This window comes from Pseudomonas sp. AE27 (assembly GCF_037113495.1).
Taxonomy (GTDB): Bacteria; Pseudomonadota; Gammaproteobacteria; order Pseudomonadales; family Pseudomonadaceae; genus Aquipseudomonas; species Aquipseudomonas palmensis.
On sequence record NZ_CP146966.1, the window covers coordinates 2545001 to 2568724 of the forward strand.

Here is a 23724-nt window from a genome sequence, read left to right on the forward strand (position 1 = left end):
AAAGCCGGGGCCGAGCACGGCATTCAGACCGCCGCACTTGGCGTCATGGTTGCCGCGCTGTTCGTTGCGCCGATCGGCATCGTTCATGCCGGCAGTGCCCTGCTCAACCCTGCCCTGCTACCCGTGGCGATTGGCGTGGCCATTCTGTCGACAGCATTGCCGTACAGCCTGGAAATGGTGGCCCTGACACGCCTGCCCGCTCGAACCTTCGGCACACTGATGAGCATCGAACCGGCATTCGGCGCATTGTCGGGACTACTGTTTCTCAACGAAGTGTTGAGCATGGCGCAATGGCTGGCCATCGCCGCGATCATTACTGCCTCGGTGGGTGCCACACTGTCCATGCGCAGGGAAAGCCCAGCACTGGTGCCAGCCGACTGATTTGAGAAATATTTCCATTTGAACCTGTTTTTGTCATTGTGTCGCCATGGCACCCTGTTTAAGCTGTAATTCAATGCACTGCTTGAAGTTTTAACTTAAGACAAGGACGCGAGAGGCATCAGGAAGAGGCGCAGGTAACCGTCTCGGGCTTGCAGACCCGACACTCTTTGTAAGGACAGGAATGAAACGAATTTTGCTCATCCTAGCCATTCTGGCCATTGCTGGCTGTGCGGCGAACGCCAAAACTGAGGTCAAACACGGCAAGAAGGGCATGCACATCAACTGCTCGGGCCTGTCGTCTTCATGGAACAAGTGCTACGCCAAGGCCGCCAGTTCCTGCGGCACCAAAGGCTACAAAGTCGTCGCCAAGTCTGGCGATGGCGAAGACGAGCCAGGGGACTACCCCTTCGGTCTCAACCCCGCCGGCTACACCAGCCGAAGCATGATCGTCATCTGCAAGTAACGAAAAAGGGCAACCCGCAGGTTGCCCTTTTTCATGTGCCCGATCAGACCGCTTCGGTTCTTTGTTCCAGCCAGTGCAGAGCAGCACCTGCCAGCAGTGGCGAAAGCCGTTCACGCACCGTGCGGTGGTAATCATTGAGCCATTCGCGTTCTTCGCTGCCCAGTTGCTCAGGCAACAGGCATCGTGTGTCGATAGGGCACAAGGTCAGCGTTTCGAATTCAAGAAAGTCACCAAACCCACTCTTGCCCGAATCCCGGGTGAACACCAGGTTCTCGATGCGCACGCCCCACTGCCCAGGCCGATAGGTGCCCGGCTCGATGGAGGTGATCATGCCGGCCTGCATGGCTGTGTGCGGCGCAGGCGAGGCCTGATAGGCGATCACCTGTGGCCCTTCGTGCACGTTCATGAAGTAGCCGACGCCGTGGCCGGTGCCATGCCCGTAATCCACATGCTCGGCCCATAACGGTGCTCGGGCAATCGCATCGAGCAAAGGCGAGGCAATGCCCCGCGGAAAACGCGCCCTGGATAGTGCAATCATGCCCTTGAGCACCCGCGTGCAATCCAGCGTCTGTTCCAGGCTTGGCGTGCCGATGGGCACCATACGGGTAATGTCGGTGGTCCCTCCCAGGTATTGCCCACCTGAATCGATCAACAACAGCCCATCACCTTCGATGAGCGCATGCGAGGCGTCGGTGGCGCGGTAATGCGGCATGGCCCCATTGCTGTTGAAGGCGGCAATGGTAGCAAAGCTTGGGGACACATGACCGGGACGTCGAGCCCGGGCTGCGCCGAGCAAGGTGTCAACACTGACCTCGGTAAGGGTCGAATGCCCCAGTGCGGCCTCGAAGTCCGCGAAGAACTCGCACAACGCCGCACCGTCCTGTTCCATCACCTGCCTGATATGAACGAGGTCCGCCTCGCTCTTTCTCGACTTGGACAGAACGCTTGGATTGATGCCTTCGAGCAGCTGCACCTGGGCACCGAGGTTGGCCAGCAACCCGCTGGTCACCCGTGCCGGATCTACCAGCAGGACACTGCCCGCCTCGATGCCTGCCAGCGCGCTGCCCACTGCTTCATACTCGCGCAGTTGCACCCCGTCAGACTCAAGCGCCTCGCGCACAGCGCTGTCGACCTTGCTCGATGCCACGAACAGAATGGCCTGATGCTGACCGATCAATGCGAAGGAAACGAATACCGGGTTGTATGAAACGTCGCTGCCACGCAGGTTGAACAGCCAAGCGATGTCATCCAGCGTCGCAATGAAATGCCAATCTGCGCCGCGCTCCTTGAGCGTTGTGCGCAGTTGCGCCAGCTTGTCGGCACGGCTGACGCTCGCGTGCGGCGGCAGGTGCTGGTAAACCGGGCTGCCTGGCAACGCAGGCCGCTCCAGCCACACCTGTGCCAGCAGGTCCCTGTCACTGAGCAGGCGCACATTGCGCACCCTGAGGCGATCCTGCAGCTGCCGCGCCGACGCCAGTTGCATCACCGCACCGTCTACTGCCACCGTGCCGCCTGCGGGCGCCTGCTCTGCCAGCCAGTCAAGGGCCCCCGGCTGACCCGGCATCAGCTTCATCAACGCGATACCGCTACCCGCCAGCTCCTTTTCGGCCTGCCCCCAGTAACGACTGTCGGCCCAAAGCCCGGCAAAATCGGCCGTCAGCACCAGCGTACCCACCGAGCCATGAAACCCGGACAGCCATTGGCGCCCCTGCCAGTAGCCTGGAAGGTATTCGGACAGGTGCGGGTCTGCCGAGGGCACCAGCAGTGCATCGACCCCTTCGCGGTTCATCACTGCACGCATGCGCGCCAGGCGCGCGGTTACTGCTTCCTGCATTCCAGGCTGACTGTTCATTATGTTGTGCCACCACCGCGACCAATGTTCTGGTGGACGATAATGAAGCAGCACTCAACCGTGGGCAACCGCCCAGAAAGGCACATTGTGTAACGCTGCGTGGATGGCACCGGCAGCGGCGTCGATATCCTCTTCGCGGGTATAGCGCCCCAGGCTCAGACGCAACGTCTGCCGTGCCGCACGCTCGTCATGCCCAAGCGCCAGCAGCACATGCGAAGGCGCACTGCTGGCCGAATTGCAGGCCGACGTCGAGGAAAACGCCAGCGTACGGGCCAGCGCCTGCAGATCGATACCGTCACCGCCAAAGGTCAGGCTCAACGTATGAGGGATGCGCTGGACAGGGCTGCCGTTGAGCCCCAGGCCGGGAGTATCGGCCAGTTGCTCCAGCAGCCGCTCACGCAACCGGTGCATACGTGCAACTTCCTGCTGCTGCACCTGCCCGGCCAGTGCGAAGGCAGCGCCCATGGCGGCAATCTGGTGAGTGGCCAGGGTGCCCGAGCGCAATCCGTTCTCGTGCCCGCCACCGTGAATCTGTGCCTGCAGCAGCGGCGCGGCGCGCTTGCCGACGTAGAGCGCACCGATCCCTTTGGGCCCATACACCTTGTGCGCCGAAAACGACATCAGGTCCACCGGCCAGCGTGACAGGTCGATAGGCACCTTGCCTGCCCCCTGGGCGGCATCCACATGCAGCAATGCGCCGTGGCGGCGCACCCGCTCGCCGATGGCCTGCACATCGTTCAGGGTGCCCAGTTCATTGTTGACCAGCATCAGCGATACCAGAAAGGTGTCGTCACGCAGCGCCGCCGATACCGCCTGTTCAGTGATCAACCCCTGGGCATCGGGGCTCAGCCACGTCACCTCGATGCCTGCCAGCTCGAGCTGTCGGGCAGTATCGAGCACGGCCTTGTGCTCGATGCGGCTGGTGATGACATGCCCACCTGTGCGGCCCTGAGCCAGCCCTTTGAGGGCCAGGTTGTTGGATTCGGTGGCACCCGACGTCCAGATGATCTCGTCGGCCCGCGCCCCTACCAGGCCGGCGACCTGGGCCCGTGCCTGCTCGACCGCCAGGCGTGCCTGCTGACCATACCGATGGGAGCTGGAAGCCGGATTGCCAAAACGCCCGGACATACCCAGACACTCCACCATTACCTGAATGACTCGCTCGTCGACGGGTGTCGTGGCGGCGTAGTCGAAATACAGCGGGAGTGTGGTCATGGCCAGGCGCTTCCTGAATGCGTGGAGTAGTCGTGCATCTATAGTGCACGAACACGCATAGAACCATTAATTATTAATTTTCATATTTATATAACAAAAATATCATTACGGTGATGACTCAGGCTCCCGCGTCAGACGAGCAGCCAATCCCTTGGCCTGCAACGCCACGTCGGTGACGGCAGTACTTTCCCACCACAGGCCACGCAGCGGCGGGCCCATCGCAAACAGGCGCGTACTGACCGCGCCATCGGCATCGATCACTGCGCCCTGCGGGTCGGCATCAATTCCAAGGGCCAGCGGCCCTGGCCGGATCAGCCTGCGCTGCAACAACGCTTGCGGTAGCGGGCGTGCCACGCGCCGCCAGTCATATTCGATACCGGTGGAGTTGACCAGTGCGGCACCCTCGACCCGCGTCGCCCGGGCCTCGCCGCGAAACCGCAGGCGCACCCCCACCCCGGCTCCGGTAGCCGGTTCGACCCTCTGCAGGGAGGCCGCATGAATATGCAGGCGCCCCTCCTGGCGCAACCGCTCCAGCAGCGCTGCACCCTGGGGCGGCGAACGGTGATGATGGCTTTCCCACCAGGGCCGCACATGGCGCACGAACTGGCGGCGTTCGCGGTCACTGGCCTGGCTCCACAGCCTGGGGATATGCACCCGCACAGTGTCCAGCGGGGCCTGCCAGTCGATGCCCTGGGCCAACGCCAGCCTGCATTGCCGGCGCAGCGCACGCAGCAACTGGCGCGGGCTGCGCAGCGAAGGGTCCGCCTCGAGAAAATCCTCCCAGGGCGGTGGCTGACGGCGCTCGTGGGGCCACAACCCGTGGCGCGAGAATACCTCGACAGGCCCACGATGCCCGGCCAGTTGCAACGACACCAGGGTGTCGACCATGGTCAGCCCGGAACCGATGATCAACACTGTGCCTTGCGGGTCGATCGTGCGCATGGCGGCCACGTCCCAGGGGTCGATGGCTGCGGCGTTGAGGCTGTTCTCACCCACCTGCGCCGTGCGCGCCGCGGCAAACATGCCGGTAGCCAGCACCGCCTGGCGCGCCTGCACCCGGCGCCCATCCTGCAATTGCGCCTGAACCCTGTCATCGTGCACCTGCAGGTCAACCACCTCGGTACACACATGCTCCAGCGTGGAGCCGGCCTTGGCGCCGACACGCTCGGCCTCTGCCAGACGCTGGCGGGCATAGCGACCGAACAGACCTCGCGGCGGGAACAATTCGGCCACCGGCACGCCCTGCTCGGCGGATTCGGGCCACTGCCCGGCATCGATCTGCTGTTGCAGCCAGTGGGTCAGGTCATCGGGATTGTCCGGATCGACGCTCATGCGCGCCGCATTGCCATTGAGGGTATGACCGTTTTCGGTAGCGCTGTAGGCTTCGCCACGCCCCAGCTCCCCACGCGGCTCGACCACCAGCAGGCGCCGGCGTCCGGGGCGACGCAGCAATTGCGCCGCCAACAAGGCGCCGCTCAGGCCACCCCCGATGATCAGTACATCCGCCATGTCGTCGCAGGCAGGTGCCGGTTGTTGTTCGTGCATCGGTATCTCCTTTCCCGGGAGACCGGATAATAAGCAGCAATCCACCGCAAGGGCAGCGGTGCGGTACCAAAGGAGGATCAGCCCGCAGGCCCGACCACGTGCTTGCGGTACTCGCCTGGCGCAAGCCCTGTGACCTTGTGGAAGACCTTGCGAAACGCACCAGGGTCCTGGTAGCCAACACCCCAGGCGATCTGGTCGATGCTGCGGTTGGTGAACTCGAGCATCCGGCAAGCGCGCCCTACCCTCACCTGCTGACAGTACTCGGTGGGTTTGAGGCCGGTGGCGCTGCGAAAACGCCGCAGGAAGGTGCGCTGCTCGAGCCCTGCGCAGTCGGCCATCAAGGCCAGGTTGACCTCCCGCGCCCCCGTGCTCTGCAGCCAGTGCTGCACCTTGAGCACCGCTTCGTCGCCATGGTCCAGGCGCGGGCTGAACACGCTGCCCGGCCCAGGCATGGCATGCACTGGCGCCACCGCGAGAAATCGCGCCGTCTCAGCCGCCAGGGTCTGCCCCTGGAAGCGCTCGACCAGCTTGAGCCCCAACTCGGTCCAGGCCATCAATCCGGCCGAGGTAATGATGTCGCCATCTTCCAGCAACGGCAGGTTGGCCTCGACCTTGACCAGGGGAAAGCGCTCGGCCAGCGATTGGGCAAAATTCCAGTGAGTAGTGGCGGAGCGACCGTCGAGCAGGCCGCTGGCGGCAATGAAGAACACCCCGACACACACCGACACCAGCAGCGCGCCTTCGCGGTGCCACTGGCGCAGGTCGTTGCAGAAGCGATCGATCAGGTCGGGGCCCGGCTCCTCGGTCAGGCTGGGCGGGATGATCATCACTCGCGGGCGGTGATGCGCCTGCGGGTGACTGTCGAAGCTCACCGCCAGCGGCTGTCCCGGCATCTCGGCCCAGTGGCACACCCGCAGCAGCGGGCTGCGTCGCGCCCCCAGGTCGGCGGCCATGCGGTTGGCCACCGCGAACAGGTCGGTCAGGCCATGCACTGCCGCCATCTGGGCACCTGGGTAAACCAGAATACCGATCTCGACCTGATCGCCGATTGCATCCATTGTCAGTTTTTCCCGCCAATTTGTCGGTCGCGCCAATGCGCAAGCCTGTCGCACAAGCCTATAACTATCAGCACGTCACAACCATTCTCCTGAAGGACTGCACCATGAGCAAACAGGCACTGATCATCGTCGACATCCAGAACGACTACTTCCCCGGCGGCAAATGGACGCTGCACGGCGCCGATGCGGCCGCCGACAACGCCGCACGGATCATCCAGGCTGCCCGCGAAAACGGCGACCTGGTGGTCCATGTACGTCATGAGTTCGAGTCCGCCGATGCACCTTTCTTCACTCCGGGCTCCGAAGGCGCGCAGATTCATCCGAAAGCAGCCGCTCGCGAGGGCGAGCCGGTGGTGCTCAAGCACAACGTCAACAGCTTTCTGGGCACCGACCTCAAGGCCCTGCTCGACCAGCACAAGATTACCGGCCTGACCCTGGTCGGCAGCATGAGCCACATGTGCATCGATGCCGCCGCCCGGGCCGCCTCGGACATGGGCTATGGCACCACGGTGGTGCACGATGCCTGCGCCACCCGCGACCTGGAATTCAACGGCGTGGTCGTACCGGCGGCCCAGGCCCACGCGGCGTACATGGCATCGCTGGCCTTCGCCTACGCGCAGGTGGTCTCCACCCAGGAGTGGCTTGACGCCAATCGGCGCTGACAGGCCTTCAGATCACCACGTTGCGCACGAAGCGCGTCGCCACGTCGCCATCGTTGCGGTAGGCATGCATGCGGTTGCTGGCGAAGCTGTAGAAATCGCCAGCCGCCAGCACATGTTCCTGCGTTTCTATCACCAGGGTAAGGCGCCCCTCGAACACGTAGATCTGTTCGCTCCAGCCGTCGAAATCGGCCTCGGCCGGGTACACCTCGCCCGGCTCCAGGCGCCACTCCCACAACTCCACCTCGCGGCTGGCCCTGGAACTGGCCAGCAACACGGCCTTGCTGCCGGGGTGCACACCGGCCCAGGCCAGTTCGTTGATGCGATCAGGGTCACGGCTGTCAGGTGCCTGGATCAGGTCGCTGAACGCCACCGACAAGGCCTCGGCGATCAGGTCGAGGGTGGTCAGGCTGACATTCTTTTCACCCGCTTCTATTGCCACCAGCATGCGTCGGCTGACACCGGATTTTTCTGCAAGGGCGCTCTGGCTCAGCTCTGCCGCATGGCGCAGGCGCCGGATATTCTGGCTCACGTGCTGAAGCACGGAGGCCCGCTGACTGGAATCTTTGTGCACTATATTGCTCACTCACATGGCTTGCGCAGTATACTGCCCACCTTCCGACGCATTGTGCGTCGCTCGCCCCACGTGTGCAAGCCCATGACCTCGCCGACCACTGCCCGATCCCTCTTCCTTTCATTGCGCCTGAGCAAGGCCGAACTGGTGCTGGTGTTCATCACCATGCTCTGGGGCGCCACCTTTCTGCTGGTGCATAACGTGATGACCGTCAGCGGCCCGATGTTCTTCGTCGGCCTGCGCTTTGCAGCGGCGGCGCTGTTTGTCGGAGCGTTCAGTGCGCGTGCGCTGTCCGGCCTGACCTGGTTCGAAGTCAAGGCCGGCGTGCTGATCGGCGCCTCGATCATGCTGGGCTACGGCCTGCAGACCGTGGGCCTGCAAACCATCACCAGTAGCCAGTCGGCATTCATCACCGCCTTGTACGTACCTTTTGTACCGCTGCTGCAGTGGCTGGTGCTGGGCCGGCGCCCGGGGCTGATGCCGAGCCTGGGCATTGGCCTGGCGTTCGCCGGACTGATGCTGGTGGCCGGCCCCAGTGGCAGCTCGCTGCAGTTCAGCCCCGGCGAAATCTCCACGCTGATCGGCGCCGTGGCGATCGCAGCCGAGATCATTCTGATCAGCAACTATGCCGGCAAGGTCGACGTGCGCCGCGTGACCGTGGTGCAACTGGCTACCGCGTCGGCGCTGTCGTTCATGATGGTGGTGCCCACCCGGGAAGCCCTGCCGGACTTTTCCTGGCTGCTGCTGGGCAGTGCCGTCGGCCTGGGCGCCATGAGTGCGGTGATCCAGGTGGCAATGAACTGGGCCCAGCAATCAGTCTCGCCCACCCGGGCTACGCTGATCTACGCTGCAGAGCCGGTATGGGCCGGTATCGTCGGCCGCCTGGCGGGCGAGCGCCTGCCGGGCATCGCACTGCTCGGCGGGCTACTGATCGTGATCGCGGTGGTGGTCAGCGAACTGAAGATCAAACGCCGTGGCGAGCCCCTCGGCGCCAGCGATGACGATCAACAGGTGCAACAAACGGACCGGTAATCTGCAATAGCGGCACAATTCTTGTAAAAAACTGTTATAAAAAAACGCGTTGATGAGGCGCAAAAGTAGGATTCTGCGACAGCTTGCGTGTTGGTGATCGACGGGGCGCCACGTATGATCCCTTACAAACCTCTGCAGATTAGAAATCTATGTCCTTGATAGTTCTACTGCTTCTGCCGTTTGTTGGCAGCTGTCTGGCGGCTGTACTGCCGCACAACGCGCGTAACAGCGAATCACTTCTGGCCGGCCTTGTCGCGCTGGTCGGTACCGTGCAGGTCGCACTCCTGTACCCGCAAATTGCCGATGGCGGCGTCATCCGTGAAGAATTTCTGTGGCTGCCGAGCCTGGGCTTCAATCTCGTGCTGCGCATGGACGGGTTCGCCTGGCTGTTCTCGCTGCTGGTGCTGGGCATCGGCACCCTGGTGTCGCTGTATGCGCGCTACTACATGTCACCCCAGGACCCGGTTCCGCGTTTCTTCGCGTTTTTCCTGGCGTTCATGGGTGCCATGCTGGGCCTGGTGATCTCTGGCAACCTGATCCAGATGGTGTTCTTCTGGGAACTGACCAGCCTGTTCTCGTTCCTGCTGATCGGTTACTGGCACCACCGTGCCGATGCACGGCGCGGCGCCTATATGGCGCTGATGGTCACCGGGGCCGGTGGCTTGTGCCTGCTGGCGGGGGTACTGCTGCTCGGCCATGTGGTGGGCAGCTATGACCTGGACAAGGTCCTGGCCGCCGGTGACCTGATTCGCAGTCATGCCCTCTACCCCATTCTGCTTCCCCTTATCCTGCTCGGCGCCCTGACCAAGAGCGCTCAATTCCCCTTCCACTTCTGGCTTCCCCACGCCATGGCCGCGCCCACGCCGGTCTCGGCCTATCTGCACTCGGCCACCATGGTCAAGGCCGGGGTGTTCCTGCTGGCCCGGCTTTGGCCGTCGCTGGCCGGCAGCGAAGAATGGTTCTGGATCGTCAGCGGCGCAGGGGCCTGCACCCTGCTGCTGGGCGCCTATGCGGCCATGTTCCAGAACGACCTCAAGGGCCTGCTGGCCTACTCGACCATCAGCCACCTGGGCCTGATCACCCTGCTGCTGGGCCTGAACAGCCCGCTGGCAGCGGTAGCGGCGGTGTTCCACATTCTCAACCATGCCACCTTCAAGGCCTCGCTGTTCATGGCCGCCGGCATCATCGACCATGAAAGCGGCACCCGCGATATCCGCAAGCTCAGCGGGCTGTTCCGGCTGATCCCGTTCACCGCCACCCTGGCCATGGTCGCCAGTGCCTCGATGGCCGGCGTACCCTTGATGAACGGCTTTCTGTCCAAGGAAATGTTCTTCGCCGAAACCGTGTTCATCAGCTCGACGGCCTGGGTCGAAACCACCTTGCCGATCATCGCGACCCTGGCGGGCACCTTCAGCGTCGCCTATGCGCTGCGCTTCACCGTAGACGTGTTTTTCGGCCCGCCGGCCACCGACCTGCCCCATACCCCCCACGAGCCGCCGCGCTGGATGCGCGCGCCGGTCGAATTGCTGGTGCTGACCTGCCTGGTGGTGGGTATCTTCCCTGCGCAGTCGGTGGGCCCGCTGCTGGCCGCTGCCGCACTGCCGGTGGTGGGTGGCACGCTGCCCGAGTACAGCCTGGCCATCTGGCACGGCTGGAATGCACCACTGATCATGAGCCTGATCGCCATGTGCGGCGGCGTGGTGCTCTACCTGGTGCTGCGCAATCAGCTCAAGCGCGGGCGCTTCCTCTACCCGCCGCTGATCGAGCTGTTCAATGGCAAGCGCCTCTTCGAACACGGCCAGGTGCTGCTGATGCGGGTGGCGCGCCGCTTCGAGCGCCTGTTCACCACCCGCCGCCTGCAGAAGCAGCTGTTCATGCTGGTGCTCATCGCCCTGCTCGCCGGCGTGCTGCCCATGCTGCAAACCGGGTTGAGCTGGGGCGACCGGCCAAAAATCCCGGGCTCAGGTGTATTCGTGATGCTCTGGCTGATCGCGATCATCTGCGCCATCGGCGCTGCGTGGCAGGCCAAGTACCACCGGCTGGCGGCCCTGACCATGGTCAGCGTCTGCGGCCTGATGACCTGCATCACCTTCGTCTGGTTCTCGGCGCCGGACCTGGCGCTCACCCAACTGGTGGTCGAAGTGGTCACCACGGTGCTGATCCTGCTGGGCCTGCGCTGGCTGCCACGGCGTATCGAAGACATCTCGCCCCTGCCCGGCAGCAAGGAGCGCGCTGTGGCACGCCGCCTGCGCGACCTGCTGCTGGCGGTGCTGGTCGGCGGTGGCATGGCCTTGCTGTCGTACGCAATGCTGACCCGCCCGACACCCAACGTGATTTCTTCCTTCTACCTGAGCCGGGCGCTGCCCGAGGGTGGCGGCACCAACGTGGTCAACGTGATGCTGGTTGACTTCCGCGGCTTCGATACCCTGGGTGAAATCACCGTACTGGTGGCCGTGGCACTGAGCGTGTTTGCCCTGCTGCGCCGCTTCCGCCCGCCCAAGGAGAGCATCCAGCTGCCTGCCCAGCAGCGCCTGCTGGCGCCGGACGTGGTCACCGACCTGGTCAACCCGCGTCAGGCCGCCGATACCGCGCTGGGCTTCATGATGGTGCCCGCCGCCCTGGTGCGACTGCTGCTGCCGATCGCGCTGGTGATCTCGATGTACCTGTTCATGCGCGGCCACAACCAGCCCGGTGGCGGCTTTGTCGCCGGCCTGGTGATGTCGGTTGCGTTCATCCTGCAGTACATGGTCGCCGGCACCCAGTGGGTGGAAGCCCAGATGAGCCTGCGTCCGCTGCGCTGGATGGGCACCGGCCTGCTGCTGGCAACCCTCACCGGGGCCGGGGCGATGCTGCTCGGCTACCCGTTCCTGACCACGCATACCGCGCACCTTCACCTGCCGATACTGGGCGACATCCATGTCGCCAGCGCCCTGTTCTTCGACACGGGCATCTTTACCGTGGTGGTCGGGTCCACCCTGCTGATCCTCACCGCACTGGCCCACCAGTCGGTGCGCAGCCACCGGCCGAGCAGCCAGCCCAAACCCACCGTCAACCCGGGAGCCGCCTGATGGAAGAAGTGATTGCAATTGCCATCGGTGTGCTCGCCGCGTCAGGCGTGTGGCTGATCCTGCGCCCACGGACCTTCCAGGTGGTGATGGGCCTGTGTCTGCTGTCGTACGGCGTCAACCTGTTCATCTTCAGCATGGGCAGCCTGTTCATCGGCAAGGAGCCGATCATCAAGGACGGCGTACCCCAGGACCTGCTCCATTACACCGACCCGTTGCCCCAGGCACTGGTACTGACGGCCATCGTCATCAGCTTCGCCATGACCGCCTTGTTCCTGGTGGTGCTGCTGGCTTCGCGCGGGCTGACCGGCACCGACCACGTGGATGGCCGGGAGCCTAAAGAATGAGTGTGATGAACCAACTGATCGTCGCGCCCATTCTGCTGCCGCTGCTGACCGCCGCACTGATGCTGCTGCTGGGCGAAAAGCGCCGGCCGCTCAAGGCCCGCATCAACCTGATCTCCAGCCTGGCCGGGCTGGGTATTTCGATCTGCCTGCTGCTGTGGGTGCAGGAGCAGGGCCAGGCCAGCTCGATCGGCGTGTACCTGCCGGGCAACTGGCAGGCACCCTTCGGCATCGTGCTGGTACTCGACCGCCTTTCGGCACTGATGCTGGTACTCACCGGCATCGTCGGGGTCAGCGCGCTGGTGTTCGCCACCGCGCGCTGGGACCGCGCAGGCGCCAGCTTCCACGCCCTGTTCCAGATCCAGCTCATGGGCCTGTACGGCGCCTTCCTGACGGCCGACCTGTTCAACCTGTTCGTGTTCTTCGAAGTGCTGCTGGCCGCCTCCTACGGCCTGATCCTGCATGGCTCGGGTCGTGCGCGGGTCAAGGCCGGCCTGCACTACATTGCCATCAACCTGCTCGCTTCCTCACTGTTCCTGGTGGGGGCGGCGATGCTCTACGGGGTCACCGGTACCCTGAACATGGCTGACCTGGCCCTGAAGATTCCGCTGGTGCCCGAGGCCGACCGCGGCCTGCTGCATGCCGGCGCGGCGATTCTGGCCACGGCCTTTCTGGCCAAGGCGGGTATCTGGCCGCTCAACTTCTGGCTGGTCCCGGCCTACTCGTCGGCCAGCGCCCCGGTTGCCGCACTGTTCGCGATCATGACCAAGGTGGGCACCTATACCGTGCTGCGCCTGTGGACCTTGCTGTTCTCCGGTCAGGCCGGCGCTTCGGCGTTCTTCGGCGGCGAGTGGTTGGTCATCGGTGGCCTGGCCACCCTGGGCTGCGCGGCGCTGTCGATCCTGGCGGCGCAACGCCTGGAGCGCATGGCCAGCCTGAGCATCCTGGTCTCGGCCGGCACCTTGCTGGCCGCCATCGGCTTCGGCCAGGCGGCGCTGACCGCCGCCGCCCTGTTCTACCTGGTGAGCTCCACCCTGGCCTTGTGCGCGCTGTTCCTGCTGGCCGAGATGATCGAGCGCTCGCGCTCGGCCAACGAGATCCCGCTGGAAGACGACACCGATGCGCTGCCCTCGCCCCTGGAATCGCTGCAGCCGCCCAAGGGCATCAACCTGGACGATGAACAGAAGGCGGTGATCGGCCAGGTGATTCCCTGGACCATGGCATTCCTGGGCCTGAGCTTCATCGCCTGCGCGCTGCTGATCATCGGCATGCCGCCGCTGTCCGGCTTCATCGGCAAGCTGAGCCTGATCAGCGCCCTGTTCAACCCCAACGGCCTGGGCGTGCCGGTCGACCAACCGCTGTCTGCAGCCGGCTGGGGCCTGGTGGCCTTGCTGGTGCTCTCGGGCCTGGCATCGCTGATCGCCTTGACCCGTGTCGGCATCCAGCGCTTCTGGACCCCGCAGGAGCGCCCCTCGCCGTTGCTACGGCGCAATGAGTGCATTCCCATCGTGCTGCTGCTGGGGCTGTGCGTGCTGCTGAGCGTGCGCGCCGAACCACTGCTGCGCTACACCCAGGACACGGCGGCCGGGCTCAAGGACCCTGCCAGCTACGTCAATGCGGTACTCGGCACGCGACCGGTGCCCGGCCCCACCAGCGAGGCGATTGCCGGGCAGGTGCAGCCATGAAGCGCCTGTTTCCCGCGCCACTGCTGTCGCTTTCGCTCTGGGGGTTGTGGTTGCTGCTCAACCTCTCGCTGAGTGCCGGCAACCTGCTGCTTGGCGCATTGCTGGCAATCCTGGCACCCATCCTGATGGCGCCGCTGCGTCCGCTACCGGTGCGCATACGCAAGCCGGGCACCATCGTGCGGCTGATTCTGCGAGTGGGGGGCGATGTGGTGATGTCCAACCTGCAGGTTGCCCGTAGCGTATGGCAGGCCGGTGGCCGGCCGCCACGCTCGCGCTTCATCCGTATTCCGCTGGACCTGCGCGATGCCCATGGCCTGGCGGCGCTGTCGATGATCACCACGGTCATTCCCGGCACCATCTGGTCGGAGCTGGCGCTGGACCGCAGCATCCTGCTGCTGCATGTCTTCGATCTGGACGATGAAACGCAGTTCATCGACCACTTCAAGCACACCTACGAACGTCCGCTGATGGAGATTTTCGAATGACTGGCCTGCTCGCCAACGCCATTCTCGCCAGCCTGTTCATCTTTGCCCTGGCCATGGCCCTGACCCTGGTGCGCCTGTTCAAGGGCCCTTCGGCGCAGGACCGGGTACTGGCGCTGGACTACCTGTACATTCTGGCCATGCTGATGATGCTGGTGCTGGGTATCCGCTACGCCAGCGACACCTACTTCGAAGGTGCGCTGCTGATAGCCCTGTTCGGCTTTGTCGGCTCGTTTGCCCTGGCCAAATTCCTGCTGCGTGGCGAGGTGATCGAATGAACTCGACCGTCGAATTGCCTTTCTGGCTTGAAGTGGTCACGGCTGTGCTGCTGGTCGTCAGCAGCCTGTTCGCCCTGAGCGGCGCGGTAGGCCTGCTGCGCCTGAAGACCTTCTTCCAGCGCATGCACCCGCCCGCCCTGGCGTCGACCTTCGGCACCTGGTGCGTGGCCATGGCTTCGATCCTGTACTTTTCCGGCCTCAAGCACTCGCCCGTACTGCACGCCTGGCTGATCCCGATCCTGCTGTCGATCACCGTGCCGGTGACCACCCTGCTGCTGGCGCGGGCCGGGTTGTTTCGCAAGCGCATGGCCGGGGATGACGTGCCCGAAGAGGTCAGCAGTGGCCGCGGGCGCGATACCGGGCACTGACACCTGGCCCTATCGAGCTGCCAACACCTGCAGCTCGCGGCGCACCATCGCCGCATACTCTGGCGGGCTCAGCTGATACAGCTGCCCTGCCACCCAGTTCAACCAGGCGCCCTGCAGCACCGCGCGTTGTGCCAGCCACTCCAGGGCCTGGGCCTGGGCGCGGGCCTGATGCTCGGCGTGGAAGCGCGCACGCCCCGACGCCGCAGCGGTACTGCTCACTCGCTGGCCTTGAAGGTCAGTTCGCCCTTGCGCCATTTGGCGGCCTTGGCCGTGGCAGCCTTCAGGGTCTTGGTCAGGCCTTCCTTGATCTGCTCGTGGGCAGCAAACACCATCACCACGGTCTGCCCCTCGCGGAACACGATGCCATGCCCCTCGGGCACAGTCACGAACGCATAATCGCCCAGTTCGTAGACGGTCAGCTTGATGTCGCGAAAGCGGATCTCCAACTTGCCACCTTCGCGGCTGGGCAATACCGCCGCCCGAAAGTGATCGCCCACTTTCAGTTCAAGCCGCTGTTTGTCATCGACCACCAGGGCCTCTTCGGTATCGATCTCGGCAAGGTAGATACCTTCGGCACTTTGTTCGGTCACGTAGACGAAGCGCGATTGAAACTGTTTGACCAACTTGGCCCGCAGGTCGCCCAACACGAAGAGGGCGTGCATATCCAGATTACTGACTGCCAATGATTAATTCCTCAAAACCAGCATCACCCCGCCACCTCGCAGGCGGCACTGCGCCGCGAAGGTCCCGGTTTTCAATTTGAAGTCTGAAAGACTAGTGGATCAGTGCCAGGGTTGTTCGTACGCACAGACACCAGGCTGCGAAGGAAAACACGTCGTGCCCTGCCAGTTGATAACCGGCGGCTACAAACAGCCATTTCCCAAAGTGCAACCGATTTCTCTGACAGCGTGCTCGCTGAAAAAATGCGATAGCTGAAAGAAAGATCCCAGAACGAAGGACCTCTGGACGAACATGTTCACTGCACAGGGAAGCGAATATGCACGAAAACACCGAAACACGTCGAGTGGGCAATACACTAGAAGTATCAAAAAATATCGGGAGCGCATCCGGCAAAACCCGGCCGCGCTACATTGTAGTGCCGGCTGGCGTAGGTTTTTTCCATATCACGGAGTCTGCCACGGGCCGGGTGAAAGGCTTTCGCCGACATCACGGGGAGGCCTGCGACCTGGCAAGGACCCTCGAGGCCAGGCCCCGCGCCTACCCGGCCTGACAGGCGTCCAGCCCCTGCCCATCGAACTGTGCCAGCCAGGCGGCGCGACAGGCGTACGCCTCGTCACGGCTGGCGAACGCGGTGCCTCTGCGCTCACCGTTGACCAGCACCACCCAGCACACGCGCATGCCCACCGAACGCAGCGAAATGGGAACGCCACTGCCGATCATCACCGCCACATCGACCTTGCACTGCATGATTCCCTCCGGAATTTAATTAGCAGCCTAACGATGAGGCGATGATAAACCCCTGCCCCTTGCGGGAAAAAGCTATCCCCGGCATAGCTGTTTTGCATCAAGTGCAACAAATCCGGCTCAGGAAATCACGCTGTGCTGGGGTCGATAGCCCAGGCGCAAGCCACCCCAGTGGCGCCCCTGTACCTGGATCGGCACCGACAGGTCATGCATCAGCTCGCCCGTGTCACGGGTATAGGTCTGCAGCAGCACCGGTTGCTGATGGCTGCCGCAACGGATACCGGTGCGGTCGTCGAACTTGCGCTTGCTGCGGTTGTGCGCGGTATCGGTCGCCTCGTCACCGGTCAGTGGCTGGCTGAAGGCGTTGTTGTGGGTCGGCACATAGCCCTGCTGGGTACAGGCAATGGCGAACACCAGGCCTTCATGCTGGGCCAGCAGCGGCTCCTGGATCGCGGGCAGTACCTGGTCGGTGTAGTCGTCGAAACGCGTGCGGTAACGGGCCGGGCGGGTACCGGGCAGCAGCTGATACTGGCGATCGAACAGAGCATCGACGCTGATGCGCCCCTGGGCGATGTCGGCCTCGAAGCGTTCGGCAATTTTCTGGGCCCCCTGGCGGGCAAGGTCGTATACGCGCTGGTGGTAGTCATCCAGCCCCACCTCGGCCAGACGCTCGCTGATACGCTCGGCCTGACCTTCCATCTGCACGGCTGCCTGGGCCAGGCGCTGGGTCTGCTGGTCGCTCACCACCAGGTCGCTGCGCATCTGCGCCACGGCCTGGAACAGGCTGTCGAGCTGAGTACGGTTGGTCTCGGTACCGGCAGCGATCGCATCGATCTGCTGCTCGACGCCAGCGGCGAGCCCGGCGATGGCGTCCAGTTGCTCGCCGGTGTGCTCGACCTGGTCCACCCCCTGGTGCAGGTCATCGGACAACTCACGGATCTGCTCCACCACCTGGGCGGTACGCTGCTGGATATCGGCCACCATCAGGCCGACCTCCTCGGTGGCACTGGCGGTACGTCCGGCCAGGCCACGCACCTCATCGGCCACCACGGCAAAGCCACGACCATGTTCGCCGGCGCGCGCGGCCTCGATGGCCGCGTTCAATGCAAGCAGGTTGGTCTGGCTGGCGATGGTCTGGATCACCAGGGTAACCCGGGCAATGTCTTCGCTGCGCTGGTGCAGCGCCTCGATCAGTTCGCGGCTGTCGTTGGCACGGGCGCTGAGCTGGTGCATGCGCTGGATCGACTCGGCCAGCACCGTTCTGCCGGCAGCACTGCTGTGGTGGGCCTCGCGGGCCGCGCCCAGGGCCTGCTGGCTGAGCTGCGAAGTGGCTTTCTCGGTACCGATCATGACTTCGGCACTGCTGACGATCTGCGCCGCCGACACCAGTTGCGATTGCAGCTTGTCGGCCAGTTGCTGCACCGCATGGGCAACGCCAGCGGCAGACAGCGCGTTGTGGCTGGTGGCCTGGGCCAGGTCACGGGTCAGGTCGCCCAGCGGGTCCTGCTCGCTCACCACCTCGGCCGGCCGCTTGCGCATCAACGGCAGCCACAGGGCCAGCAAGGCCAGTGGCAGACACAGGTAGAAGGACACATCGGCAAACGCCATGGCACTGAGCAACACCACCAGCACCAGGCTTTGCAGCGCCGTGCCCGACCAGCGCCGGGCGCCAGTGGACGTACCTTGCAGCGGCACCAGCGTGCCAGGCAGAGATCCTTCTCGCATCATAACAATGGTTCCCGCAGTGTCGTTATTGTGCCCCCATTAAACGCCACTACAAGGCCATTATCCATGCTTCGTTGGATGTAAGACCCTCCTGCTTGATGCAAGGCAAAGAAACGCAAAAGCCCCGGGCTGTGAACCCGGGGCTTGCTGGTACGACAGCGCGCGTCAGGCCTGACGCTGGTGCTTGTCGAGCTGCTCGTGGCGCTCTTGCGCCTCGATGCAGTACTTGGTGGTGGGGCTGATCAGCAGGCGCTTGAGGCCGATCGGCTCGCCGCTGTCTTCACACCAGCCGAAGCTGTCGTCCTTGATGCGGCCCAGGGCAATTTCCAGCTGGGGCAGCAGACGCTGGTCGCGGTCGATGGTGTTGACCAGCCAGTGACGCTCTTCTTCGACCGAGGCGGCGTCGGCAGGATCAGCAGGGGTGTCCAGGCTTTCGATGGCTACACGACTTTTCTCGATGCGCTCATGGATCTCCACTTTCATCGACTGTAACAGCTCGGTGAAAAAGGCATGCTGCTCAGCGTTCATGTAGTCATCGGCCGGCATGGCCAGCAACTTTTCCTTTGTCATTGATTTCTCTATAAAAAATACGTGCATTTAGGCGATCGGGTGCTACCGGCGAACAGCTCGCCGGCGGCGCAATTCTTCAAGCACCATCCGGCACTCAATTTACAGGGGGCGGCAGTCTAAGGCCGAGTTTCGCAAGGGGCAATACAAATGAAGGTGGTTTTGTCCGAAATGCCCCTCGAACGAGCGTCAACGCTCCCCTGAGGGCGGCCTTTATAGCAAAAAAACTCGTCCGCGGGGGTAGTCTCGCTGTTTATCGCACGCCCGCCTCGCCCAGCAGCTGGCTCAGCACCGCACGCAGCTTGCCCGGCTTGACCGGCTTGTTGAGCAATGGCGCGCCCAGGCGCTGCATCGCACGGCGGCTCTGGTCGCTGCGATCGGCGGTGATCATCACGGCGGGTATGGTCACCGCGAAATGCTCACGCAGGTCGCGCACCACTTCGCAGCCGGTCACCCCGTGGTCCAGGTGAAAGTCCGCCAGCACCAGTTCCGGCGCGCGCCCCTGCAACACCTGAAATGCCGTCTCGCGGTCGGTCGCGGTCAGCACCTCGCACCCCCACTGGGCCAGCAGGGCGGCCATGCTCTGCAGGATGCTCAGTTCGTTGTCCAGCACCAGCAGGCGGCGCCCCGGCAGCGGGTCGCCGACGCTCGGCAGCGGTGCTGGCGCCAGCACCGGCGGGCAACGACGTTCGGTGGAGAGCGGCACATCGATGCTGAACACCGAACCGCGCCCCGGCCAGGAGCGCACCCGTACCGGGTAATCGAGGATCCGCGCAATGCGCTCGACGATCGCCAGGCCCAGGCCCACCCCCTTGCGATCGGCGGCGCGGCCCACATCGAGCTGGTTGAATTCGAGAAAGATCGATTGCAGGCGCTGCGCAGCAATGCCGCGCCCGGTATCCCAGACCTCCAGGCGCAGGCAGTCGCCACGCCGCCGCGCCCCCAGCAGGATGCGCCCCTGTTCGGTGTAGCGGCAGGCGTTGCTGAGGAAGTTGCGCAGGATCCGCGTCAGCAGCCGCACATCGGTGCGGATCACCTGGCGCCCGCTGCGCAAACGCAGGCCCAGGCCCTCGGCAGCCGCCACCGGCTGGAACTCCGAGGCCAGCGGCGCCAGCACATCGTCCAGCAGGTACAGGTCAAGGTCAGGCTTGATTGCCGCCTGGTCGAGCCGGGAAATATCCAGCAGATCGCTCAACAGGTCTTCGGCACCTTCCAGCGCCTGGTGCGCGCGCTCCACCAGCAATTGCTCGGCCTGCGGCAACTGGCGCTCGCGCAGGGTCGAAATCAACAGGCGTGCAGCGTTGAGCGGTTGCAGCAGGTCGTGGCTGGCGGCGGCCAGGTACTTGTCCTTGCTGCGGTTGGCCGCCTGGGCCGCATCGCGTGCCTCCATCAGCTGGCGGGTACGCTCGGCCACGCGCTGCTCCAGCTCGTCGTTGAGTTGCTGCAGACGCTCCTGCGCCAGCTTGCGCTCGGTGATGTCGGCGACGAATCCCTCGACCACACCCTCCTCGTCCGGGCGCAGCAACAGGTTCATCAGCACATCGATGCTGCTGCCGTCCTTGCGTCGCAGCTGGGTTTCGTAACCCAGCAGGGCCTGCTCGCGCTGCAGCACCTGGGCAATGTCCTGCAACTCGGCCTGGCCGCCCACGAACAGGTGGCTGGCCAGGTCACGCCGGGAAAACAGCACCGCCTGGGGGTCGGCATACCCCAGCATGCGCGCCAGCGCCGGGTTGGCGGCGCGCAGGCCATCGTCGAGGCTGGCCTGGAAGATGCCGTGCACCGCATGCTCGAACAGCCACGAATAACGCTTGCGCTCGGTTTCCAGCTCGTCCAGGCGCGCCGCCAGTTCCGGGTAGTGGCTTTTGCGAACAGTGTGGTTGCTCAGCCCCAGCAGCCCGGCCAGCGCATTCGCGCCAGGCTCAGAGGGCCTCGCCATACACCACCTCGACATCACGCTGGCTCGAAGTCCGCGGGTTGGTGAGGATGCACGGGTCGTCCATCGCATGCTGCGACAGGAACGGAATGTCGCTGCTGCCCACTCCGTGCAAGGCCAGGGTTTCGTGAAAGCCCACGGCGTGCTTGAGCGCGATCAGGTGCTCGACCAGGCGCTGGCGGACCTGATTGTGGTTCAGCCCGCGGCAATCGATACCCAGGGTCTGCGCGATCAACTTGAAGCGATCGGGGGCGGCGCTGTAGTTGAAGGCCACCACATGCTCGACCAGCACCGCATTGCACAGACCGTGGGGCAGGTCGAGAAACCCGCCCAGGCTGTGGGACATGGCGTGCACCGCCCCGAGGATGGCATTGGAGAAGGCCAGCCCGGCCTGCATGCTGCCGAGCATGATCTTCTCGCGCAGGGCGATGTCCTGCGGGTTGGCGATCATCTGCACCAGGTTGCCGTTGATCAGGCGCATTGCCTCCAGGGCATGGGGGTCGGTCAGCGGCCCATGGCCGGTGGACACGAACGCCTCGATGGCATGCACCAGCGCGTCGATGCCGGTACAGGCCGACAGGAACGGGTCCATGCTCAGGGTGGTTTCAGGGTCGATCAGCGACACATCGGGTACCACCGCCTTGCTGACGATGGAGAACTTCATGCGTTCCTGCTGGTTGGAGATGATCACGAACTGCGACACGTCGGCCGAGGTGCCGGCGGTGGTCGGGATCAGGATCAGCGGCGGGCTCGGCACTCGGATGGTGTCGACCCCTTCGAACTCCAGGATGTGCCGGCCGTGGGCCGCCACGATGCCGATGCCCTTGGCGCAGTCCATCGGGCTGCCGCCGCCAACGGCCACGATCACGTCGCACTGTTCGCTGCGATAGCGCTCGGCGCCGGCCATGACCTCTTCGACCCGCGGGTTGGGCGACACGTCGCTGTACAGGCAGTAATCGATGCCCTGCGCCTGCAGGCTGGCCTCGATGTCGCCGACCCAGCCGGCGGCGATCACGCCAGGGTCACTGACCAGCAGTACCTTGCGCGCGCCGAAGGTCCTGGCGTAATTGGCCACATGGTGCCGACAGCCGGCACCGAAGATGATTTCCGGAGAGACGAATTTACGCAACTGGCTCAGGTTCGGGCTCATGCGACGCCTTCTTGTTCTTTTAAGGTAGCGCCAGCCTAAAGCATCAGGAGGGTTTTGCAATCAGACGATAGGGGGGATGCACAAGGCAGCGCCGGTGCCTTGGGGCACCGGCGCAAGAGGGATCAACGGCTGGCGAAGTACATGGTCACTTCAAAGCCGATACGCAGATCAGTGAACGCGGGTTTTTTCCACATAGGTCCATCCTCTTCTGGCACCACAGGATTGCGGTGCATCTATTAATACACCGTTGCCGGCGCAGGTCGAATGCTACTTTGGAACAGATTTTCCCACAGCCATCGGGCGTCAGAAGAAGCCCAGCGGATTGATGTCGTAGCTCACCAGCAGGTTCTTGGTCTGCTGGTAGTGGTCGAGCATCATCTTGTGGGTTTCACGACCCACGCCGGACTTCTTGTACCCGCCGAACGCGGCGTGCGCCGGGTACAGGTGGTAGCAGTTGGTCCACACGCGCCCGGCCTTGATGCCACGGCCCATGCGGTAGGCACGGTTGATGTCGCGGGTCCACAGCCCGGCGCCCAGGCCGAACTCGGTGTCGTTGGCGATTGCCAGGGCCTCGGCCTCGTCCTTGAAGGTGGTCACGCCCACCACCGGGCCGAAGATCTCTTCCTGGAACACGCGCATCTTGTTGTGGCCCTTGAGCAGGGTCGGCTGGATGTAGTAGCCGGTCGACAGGTCGCCGGCCAGGCGCTCGCTGGCGCCACCGGTCAGTACCTGCGCGCCCTCTTCGCGGGCGATGTCCAGGTACGAGAGGATCTTGTCGTACTGCTGCTCGGACGCCTGGGCGCCAACCATGGTTTCGGTGTCCAACGGATTGCCACGCTTGATCTGGGCGATCTTCTTCATCACCACGGCCATGAACGGCTCGTAGATCGATTCCTGTATCACCGCACGCGATGGGCAGGTGCACACTTCGCCCTGGTTGAAGAACGCCAGCACCAGACCTTCGGCGGCTTTCTCGATGAAACTCGGCTCGGCCTGCATGATGTCTTCGAAGAAGATGTTCGGCGACTTGCCGCCCAGCTCCACGGTGCTGGGGATGATGTTCTCGGCAGCGCACTTCATGATGTGCGAGCCCACCGGGGTGGAACCGGTGAAGGCGATCTTGGCGATGCGCTTGCTGGTGGCCAGCGCTTCACCGGCCTCGCGCCCGAAGCCCTGCACGATGTTGAGCACACCCGGCGGCAGCAGATCGCCCACCAGCTCGGCGAACACGGTGATCGACAGTGGGGTCTGTTCAGCCGGCTTGAGCACCACGCAGTTGCCGGCGGCCAGGGCCGGGGCGAGCTTCCAGGCGGCCATCAGCAGCGGGAAGTTCCATGGAATGATCTGCCCGACCACGCCCAGCGGTTCATGGAAATGGTAGGCGGCGGTGTTTTCGTTGATCTCGGCGGCGCTGCCTTCCTGGGCACGGATGCAACCGGCGAAGTAACGGAAATGGTCGGCGGCCAGCGGCACGTCGGCATTCAGGGTTTCGCGAATGGCCTTGCCGTTGTCCCAGGTTTCGGCAATGGCCAGCACTTCGAGGTTCTGCTCGATGCGGTCGGCAATCTTGAGCAGGATGCGCGAGCGGTCCTGCACGCTGGTACGGCCCCAGGCATCGGCAGCGGCGTGGGCGGCGTCCAGGGCGCGCTCGACGTCTTCGGCGCTGGAACGTGGAAATTCGGCGATGACCTGGGCGTTCACCGGCGAGCTATTGGTGAAGTACTGGCCGTTCAGCGGGGCAACGAATTCGCCGCCGATGTAGTTGCCGTAACGCGGTTTGAAGTTGACAAGGGCGCCTTCGGTGCCGGGAGCTGCATAGATCATGTTCGGGCCTCTGTTGATCCGGGCCTGTCATGACGACAGGCGGTGTACGGATCTTAGGCAGCCCGGGGCGGCTGACGAATCGCCCTTTGGCAGAGGACA

Annotated in this window: 24 protein-coding genes (1 of these 24 running past the window's edge); 10 read left to right on the forward strand and 14 right to left on the reverse strand. The window is 64.0% G+C overall.

Going from position 1 to position 23724, the window contains the following annotated elements; translation table 11 throughout:
* Both rhtA and V9K84_RS11575 read left to right on the forward strand, forming a co-directional pair.
* Positions 1 to 381: the 3' end of a threonine/homoserine exporter RhtA gene (rhtA, locus tag V9K84_RS11570; RefSeq protein ID WP_054915733.1), read on the forward strand. The gene continues 507 nt to the left of window position 1, outside the view; only the last 381 of its 888 coding nucleotides appear in the window; its start codon lies off the left edge, out of view; the stop codon is at positions 379 to 381.
* A 181-nt stretch (positions 382 to 562) separates the two neighbouring features.
* Complete coding sequence (locus V9K84_RS11575; protein ID WP_043859840.1) at positions 563 to 844, forward strand: hypothetical protein; 282 nt, start codon at positions 563 to 565, stop codon at positions 842 to 844.
* Positions 845 to 887: 43 nt separating this feature from the next.
* Here V9K84_RS11575 and V9K84_RS11580 read toward each other — a convergent pair whose 3' ends face one another.
* From V9K84_RS11580 to V9K84_RS11595, 4 genes are all read right to left on the reverse strand, one after another.
* Positions 888 to 2696 carry an aminopeptidase P family protein gene (locus V9K84_RS11580; protein WP_088515707.1) on the reverse strand — a complete coding sequence of 603 codons (1809 nt, stop codon included), beginning with the start codon at positions 2694 to 2696 and terminating at the stop codon, positions 888 to 890.
* Positions 2697 to 2750: 54 nt separating this feature from the next.
* Positions 2751 to 3911 (reverse strand): aminotransferase class V-fold PLP-dependent enzyme, encoded by a 1161-nt coding sequence (locus V9K84_RS11585; protein WP_088515706.1) that lies wholly within the window; start codon positions 3909 to 3911, stop codon positions 2751 to 2753.
* A 105-nt stretch (positions 3912 to 4016) separates the two neighbouring features.
* Complete coding sequence (locus V9K84_RS11590) at positions 4017 to 5456, reverse strand: FAD/NAD(P)-binding protein (protein WP_088515705.1); 1440 nt, start codon at positions 5454 to 5456, stop codon at positions 4017 to 4019.
* Positions 5457 to 5533: 77 nt separating this feature from the next.
* The gene (locus V9K84_RS11595; protein ID WP_054915729.1) at positions 5534 to 6514 is read right to left on the reverse strand and encodes a GlxA family transcriptional regulator; all 981 of its coding nucleotides are present in this window, start codon (positions 6512 to 6514) and stop codon (positions 5534 to 5536) included.
* Positions 6515 to 6618: 104 nt separating this feature from the next.
* On the opposite strand from V9K84_RS11595, the gene V9K84_RS11600 reads away from it, so the two are divergent.
* Complete coding sequence (locus tag V9K84_RS11600) at positions 6619 to 7176, forward strand: cysteine hydrolase family protein (RefSeq protein ID WP_054915728.1); 558 nt, start codon at positions 6619 to 6621, stop codon at positions 7174 to 7176.
* 7 nt (positions 7177 to 7183) lie between these two features.
* On the opposite strand, the gene V9K84_RS11605 is transcribed toward V9K84_RS11600, so the two are convergent.
* The gene (locus V9K84_RS11605) at positions 7184 to 7747 is read right to left on the reverse strand and encodes an XRE family transcriptional regulator (protein ID WP_043859845.1); all 564 of its coding nucleotides are present in this window, start codon (positions 7745 to 7747) and stop codon (positions 7184 to 7186) included.
* 84 nt (positions 7748 to 7831) lie between these two features.
* Between V9K84_RS11605 and V9K84_RS11610 the strand changes: the two genes are divergently transcribed.
* The 7 genes from V9K84_RS11610 to V9K84_RS11640 all read left to right on the forward strand — a co-directional run bounded on the left by V9K84_RS11610 (position 7832) and on the right by V9K84_RS11640 (position 15001).
* Positions 7832 to 8779: a DMT family transporter gene (locus V9K84_RS11610; protein WP_088515704.1), complete on the forward strand. Its 948-nt coding sequence runs from the start codon at positions 7832 to 7834 to the stop codon at positions 8777 to 8779.
* 149 nt (positions 8780 to 8928) lie between these two features.
* Positions 8929 to 11847, forward strand: a complete 2919-nt coding sequence (locus tag V9K84_RS11615; RefSeq protein WP_088515703.1) for a monovalent cation/H+ antiporter subunit A — start codon at positions 8929 to 8931, stop codon at positions 11845 to 11847.
* Entirely contained in the window at positions 11847 to 12191 is a 345-nt protein-coding gene (locus V9K84_RS11620) for a Na+/H+ antiporter subunit C (protein WP_007986256.1), read from the forward strand. Before V9K84_RS11615 ends, V9K84_RS11620 begins: the two co-directional genes overlap by 1 nt.
* Complete coding sequence (locus V9K84_RS11625; RefSeq protein WP_088515702.1) at positions 12188 to 13873, forward strand: monovalent cation/H+ antiporter subunit D; 1686 nt, start codon at positions 12188 to 12190, stop codon at positions 13871 to 13873. The genes V9K84_RS11620 and V9K84_RS11625 overlap by 4 nt, the downstream gene beginning before the upstream one ends.
* Positions 13870 to 14358: a Na+/H+ antiporter subunit E gene (locus V9K84_RS11630; RefSeq protein WP_043860102.1), complete on the forward strand. Its 489-nt coding sequence runs from the start codon at positions 13870 to 13872 to the stop codon at positions 14356 to 14358. Before V9K84_RS11625 ends, V9K84_RS11630 begins: the two co-directional genes overlap by 4 nt.
* Positions 14355 to 14633 (forward strand): K+/H+ antiporter subunit F, encoded by a 279-nt coding sequence (locus V9K84_RS11635; RefSeq protein ID WP_043860103.1) that lies wholly within the window; start codon positions 14355 to 14357, stop codon positions 14631 to 14633. The genes V9K84_RS11630 and V9K84_RS11635 overlap by 4 nt, the downstream gene beginning before the upstream one ends.
* Positions 14630 to 15001, forward strand: coding sequence for a Na+/H+ antiporter subunit G (locus tag V9K84_RS11640; protein WP_043860104.1), 372 nt, complete (start codon positions 14630 to 14632; stop codon positions 14999 to 15001). Before V9K84_RS11635 ends, V9K84_RS11640 begins: the two co-directional genes overlap by 4 nt.
* A 9-nt stretch (positions 15002 to 15010) precedes the next feature.
* On the opposite strand, the gene V9K84_RS11645 is transcribed toward V9K84_RS11640, so the two are convergent.
* The 9 genes from V9K84_RS11645 to V9K84_RS11685 all read right to left on the reverse strand — a co-directional run bounded on the left by V9K84_RS11645 (position 15011) and on the right by V9K84_RS11685 (position 23625).
* Entirely contained in the window at positions 15011 to 15220 is a 210-nt protein-coding gene (locus V9K84_RS11645) for a hypothetical protein (RefSeq protein WP_235384112.1), read from the reverse strand.
* Positions 15217 to 15684, reverse strand: a complete 468-nt coding sequence (locus tag V9K84_RS11650; protein ID WP_043860106.1) for a hypothetical protein — start codon at positions 15682 to 15684, stop codon at positions 15217 to 15219. Before V9K84_RS11650 ends, V9K84_RS11645 begins: the two co-directional genes overlap by 4 nt.
* 535 nt (positions 15685 to 16219) lie before the next feature.
* Positions 16220 to 16429, reverse strand: a complete 210-nt coding sequence (locus tag V9K84_RS11655; RefSeq protein WP_088515701.1) for a hypothetical protein — start codon at positions 16427 to 16429, stop codon at positions 16220 to 16222.
* 117 nt (positions 16430 to 16546) lie between these two features.
* Entirely contained in the window at positions 16547 to 18154 is a 1608-nt protein-coding gene (locus V9K84_RS11660) for a methyl-accepting chemotaxis protein (RefSeq protein ID WP_043860108.1), read from the reverse strand.
* Between the two features lie 162 nt (positions 18155 to 18316).
* Positions 18317 to 18721, reverse strand: coding sequence for a TraR/DksA C4-type zinc finger protein (locus V9K84_RS11665; protein WP_043860109.1), 405 nt, complete (start codon positions 18719 to 18721; stop codon positions 18317 to 18319).
* Positions 18722 to 18971: 250 nt separating this feature from the next.
* Complete coding sequence (locus V9K84_RS11670) at positions 18972 to 20654, reverse strand: NahK/ErcS family hybrid sensor histidine kinase/response regulator (protein ID WP_054915724.1); 1683 nt, start codon at positions 20652 to 20654, stop codon at positions 18972 to 18974.
* Positions 20638 to 21801 carry an alcohol dehydrogenase-like regulatory protein ErcA gene (gene ercA / locus V9K84_RS11675; protein WP_043860111.1) on the reverse strand — a complete coding sequence of 388 codons (1164 nt, stop codon included), beginning with the start codon at positions 21799 to 21801 and terminating at the stop codon, positions 20638 to 20640. Before ercA ends, V9K84_RS11670 begins: the two co-directional genes overlap by 17 nt.
* 122 nt (positions 21802 to 21923) lie before the next feature.
* The gene (gene pqqA / locus V9K84_RS11680) at positions 21924 to 21995 is read right to left on the reverse strand and encodes a pyrroloquinoline quinone precursor peptide PqqA (RefSeq protein ID WP_020289857.1); all 72 of its coding nucleotides are present in this window, start codon (positions 21993 to 21995) and stop codon (positions 21924 to 21926) included.
* Between the two features lie 109 nt (positions 21996 to 22104).
* Positions 22105 to 23625, reverse strand: coding sequence for an aldehyde dehydrogenase family protein (locus tag V9K84_RS11685; protein ID WP_043860112.1), 1521 nt, complete (start codon positions 23623 to 23625; stop codon positions 22105 to 22107).
* Positions 23626 to 23724 lie beyond the last annotated feature (99 nt).

What these genes read in the sequence shown, in the direction of transcription:
- V9K84_RS11625 (WP_088515702.1), top strand. Translation starts at nt 12,188, where the DNA reads ATGAGTGTGATGAACCAACTGATCGTCGCGCCCATTCTGCTGCCGCTG.
- V9K84_RS11635 (WP_043860103.1), top strand. Translation starts at nt 14,355, where the DNA reads ATGACTGGCCTGCTCGCCAACGCCATTCTCGCCAGCCTGTTCATCTTT.
- V9K84_RS11585 (WP_088515706.1), bottom strand. Translation starts at nt 3,911, where the DNA reads ATGACCACACTCCCGCTGTATTTCGACTACGCCGCCACGACACCCGTC.
- V9K84_RS11670 (WP_054915724.1), bottom strand. Translation starts at nt 20,654, where the DNA reads ATGGCGAGGCCCTCTGAGCCTGGCGCGAATGCGCTGGCCGGGCTGCTG.
- V9K84_RS11685 (WP_043860112.1), bottom strand. Translation starts at nt 23,625, where the DNA reads ATGATCTATGCAGCTCCCGGCACCGAAGGCGCCCTTGTCAACTTCAAA.
- V9K84_RS11595 (WP_054915729.1), bottom strand. Translation starts at nt 6,514, where the DNA reads ATGGATGCAATCGGCGATCAGGTCGAGATCGGTATTCTGGTTTACCCA.
- V9K84_RS11655 (WP_088515701.1), bottom strand. Translation starts at nt 16,429, where the DNA reads ATGCAGTGCAAGGTCGATGTGGCGGTGATGATCGGCAGTGGCGTTCCC.
- V9K84_RS11615 (WP_088515703.1), top strand. Translation starts at nt 8,929, where the DNA reads ATGTCCTTGATAGTTCTACTGCTTCTGCCGTTTGTTGGCAGCTGTCTG.
- V9K84_RS11665 (WP_043860109.1), bottom strand. Translation starts at nt 18,721, where the DNA reads ATGACAAAGGAAAAGTTGCTGGCCATGCCGGCCGATGACTACATGAAC.
- V9K84_RS11660 (WP_043860108.1), bottom strand. Translation starts at nt 18,154, where the DNA reads ATGATGCGAGAAGGATCTCTGCCTGGCACGCTGGTGCCGCTGCAAGGT.
- V9K84_RS11610 (WP_088515704.1), top strand. Translation starts at nt 7,832, where the DNA reads ATGACCTCGCCGACCACTGCCCGATCCCTCTTCCTTTCATTGCGCCTG.
- V9K84_RS11590 (WP_088515705.1), bottom strand. Translation starts at nt 5,456, where the DNA reads ATGCACGAACAACAACCGGCACCTGCCTGCGACGACATGGCGGATGTA.
- V9K84_RS11600 (WP_054915728.1), top strand. Translation starts at nt 6,619, where the DNA reads ATGAGCAAACAGGCACTGATCATCGTCGACATCCAGAACGACTACTTC.
- V9K84_RS11580 (WP_088515707.1), bottom strand. Translation starts at nt 2,696, where the DNA reads ATGAACAGTCAGCCTGGAATGCAGGAAGCAGTAACCGCGCGCCTGGCG.
- V9K84_RS11575 (WP_043859840.1), top strand. Translation starts at nt 563, where the DNA reads ATGAAACGAATTTTGCTCATCCTAGCCATTCTGGCCATTGCTGGCTGT.
- V9K84_RS11630 (WP_043860102.1), top strand. Translation starts at nt 13,870, where the DNA reads ATGAAGCGCCTGTTTCCCGCGCCACTGCTGTCGCTTTCGCTCTGGGGG.
- V9K84_RS11640 (WP_043860104.1), top strand. Translation starts at nt 14,630, where the DNA reads ATGAACTCGACCGTCGAATTGCCTTTCTGGCTTGAAGTGGTCACGGCT.
- V9K84_RS11620 (WP_007986256.1), top strand. Translation starts at nt 11,847, where the DNA reads ATGGAAGAAGTGATTGCAATTGCCATCGGTGTGCTCGCCGCGTCAGGC.
- ercA (WP_043860111.1), bottom strand. Translation starts at nt 21,801, where the DNA reads ATGAGCCCGAACCTGAGCCAGTTGCGTAAATTCGTCTCTCCGGAAATC.